This is a genomic window from Salinicola sp., assembly GCF_982684285.1.
In genome coordinates, this window is the sequence record NZ_CEXLVS010000372.1 from 1 (window position 1) to 2,669 (window position 2,669).

3 protein-coding genes are annotated in these 2,669 nt (G+C 67.4%); all 3 read left to right on the forward strand.

The genetic code is table 11. The features are described 5' to 3' along the window. Positions 1 to 475: aminotransferase class III-fold pyridoxal phosphate-dependent enzyme (locus AC3AYF_RS19985; RefSeq protein WP_487780263.1), on the forward strand; the 475-nt coding region annotated here is incomplete at its 5' end. A gap of 26 nt (positions 476 to 501) precedes the next feature. Beyond that, entirely contained in the window at positions 502 to 1,596 is a 1,095-nt protein-coding gene (locus tag AC3AYF_RS19990; RefSeq protein ID WP_487780265.1) for an arginine N-succinyltransferase, read from the forward strand. Next, complete coding sequence (gene astA, locus AC3AYF_RS19995; protein WP_487780264.1) at positions 1,596 to 2,615, forward strand: arginine N-succinyltransferase; 1,020 nt, start codon at positions 1,596 to 1,598, stop codon at positions 2,613 to 2,615. Before AC3AYF_RS19990 ends, astA begins: the two co-directional genes overlap by 1 nt. Positions 2,616 to 2,669 lie beyond the last annotated feature (54 nt).

Consider the following 2,669-nt stretch of genomic DNA (forward strand, 5'->3'; position numbering starts at 1 on the left):
CCTGACCACCGCCAAGGCGCTGGGCGGCGGTTTCCCAATCGGCGCCATGCTGACCACCGATCGCGTAGCGCCGTCGCTGGCGGTGGGCACTCACGGCTCCACCTATGGCGGTAACGCGCTGGCCTGCGCCGTGGGTCTGGCCGCGCTGACCACCATCGATACGCCGGAAGTGCTGGCGGGCGTCGAGCGGCGCCATGCGCTGTTCCGCGAGCATCTCGAAGTCATCAATCGCAAGTACGGCGTGTTCAAGGAGATTCGCGGCATGGGCCTGCTGATCGGTGCCGAGATGAGCGACGACTTCGAGGGCCGCGCGCGGGACATCCTGCCGCTGGCCATCGAACAGGGGCTGATGATTCTGGTGGCCGGCCCCAACGTGCTGCGCATGGCGCCGTCGCTGGTGATCCCGGAGGCGGACATCCAGGAGGGCATGGCGCGGCTCGAGATCGCCATCAGGCAACTCGTCGATCCGTCATGATCGACGCCGACGTTGTTTCAGGGGGCATGGCCGAAGGCGCGTCGCGTAGCGTCGGTCATCTGCTGGTTCGTCCGGCGCGGTCGGGCGATCTGGCCGCGATCGAGCGGCTTGCCGGCGGCTCCACGCCCAGGCTGACCAACCTGCCCGCCCATCGCGACCGGCTGGAGGAGCGCATCGCCCGCTCCACCCGCGCGCTCTCCCATAACGTCGATTTCCCCGGCGACGAGTTATACACCTTCGTGCTCGAGGATCGGGATCTGGGCGAGATCGTCGGCACCGCCAGCATCCGGGCCCAGGCGGGGGCGCAGGACGCCTACTACACCTACCGCCAGGAAACCCTGATCCACGCCTCGCAGCAGCTCAACCTGCGCCACGAGGTGCAGACCCTGTCGCTCTCCCACGAGATGTCGGAAGTGTCGCTGTTGTGCGCGCTGTCGCTGGACGCCCGCTATCGCTGCACCAGCGCGGCAACGCTGCTGCGACGGGCCCGGCTGATGTTCATCGCCCAGTATCCCGAGCGCTTCGCCGAGACCCTGGGCGTCGCCTTCCCGGGCTATCTGGACGAGGAGGGCGGTTCGCCGTTCTGGAACAGTGTCGGTCGCCACTTCTTCGAGCAGGGCTACCACGAGATCAACCTGCTGGCGGGCGTGCGCTCGAAGAGCTTCATCGCCGAGGTGATGCCGCAGTTCCCGCTCTATCTGCCGCTGTTGACGCCCCAGGCCCGGGCGGCGATCGGGCGCGAGCATCCGGCCCACGAGCAGGCGCTGCAGGAGATGCTGGCCGAAGGGTTCGTGCGCTCGCGCCACGTCGATATCTTCGACGCCGGACCGGTGGTGAGAGGGGAGCGGCAGCGTCTGCATACGCTGACCCACTGCGGCTGGCACCCGGTGCGGATCCGCCCGGCGGCCTCGCTGCCGGATGCGGAGCCCGCCATGGTGGCCAATCAGCAGCTGGCGGACTTTCGCTGCACCGTCGCGCGCTACGCGCTCACGCCCACTGGCCAGCTGCTGCTGTCGGAAGAGCAGGCGGCGCTGCTTGGCGTCGAGGAGGGGCGTGCCGTACTGGTCGCGCCGCTGGCGCTACCCAATGTCGAAGACGCGCTGGACGAGGGAGAACTGTAATGCGGCTGCGACCCATTGGGCACCACGATATCGATGAGCTGCAGGCGCTGGCCCAGGAGACCGGGGTCGGTTTCACCTCGCTGCCCAACAGCCGCGAATTCCTGGCTGCCAAGATCGCCAACGCGGTGGCGGCCTTCGAGGGCCGCGTTCCCCAGCAGGAACGACTCTACTTCTTCGTGCTCGAGGACGAGCAGAGCGGTGAACTGGCGGGCTGCTGCGCAATCGAGGCCGAGGTTGGCCGCGAGCCGCCGTTCTATCACTACCGTGTCGGCAAGCTGGCCCACTCATCGGTCCAGCTCGACCTGCATCGCACCATCGACACGCTGTTTCTGAGTTCTGACCATACCGGCGACGCCGAAGTCGCCTCGCTGTTCCTGCGCCCGGCCTATCGCCGCGATCGCAACGGCACGCTGCTCTCCAAGGCGCGCTGGCTGTTCATGGCGGAGTTTCGTGACTGTTTCCCGGCCAAGGTACTGGCGGAAATGCGCGGCGTGTTCAGCCCGGAGGGCATAAGCCCGTTCTGGGAGAGCCTCGGCAGCCACTTCTTCCCGATGGAGTTCAAGCAGGCCGATCAGCTCACCGGGCTGGGCCAGAAGAGCTTCATCGGCGAATTGATGCCGAAGTACCCGATCTACACGCCGTTCCTGCCCCAGGCGGCGCGGGAGTGCATCGGCCAGGTCCACGAGCACACCCGACCCGCGCTGGAGATGCTCAAGAAAGAAGGGCTGCGCTGGGAAGGCTACATCGACATCTTCGACGGCGGCCCCACGGTCGAGGCCTACATCGACGACGTCCGCGCCATTCGCCACTCCTCCTGCGTCACGGTGGAAGTCAGCGGCGACTCTCTCGCCCAGCCCGAACGCCCCGGCTGGATGGCCGCGACCACCGGCATGAGCGACTTCCGCTGCAGCTGGATCGGCCGCGGCCCCAGCGAGGACGGAGTGATCACGCTGACCACGGCGGAAGCCGAGCGGCTGGGCGTGACCAGCGGCGACGCGCTGCGGGTGCTGGAAACCTGAGCTTCGAGCTTCGAGCTTCGAGCTTCGAGCTTCGAGCTTCGAGCTTCGAGCTTC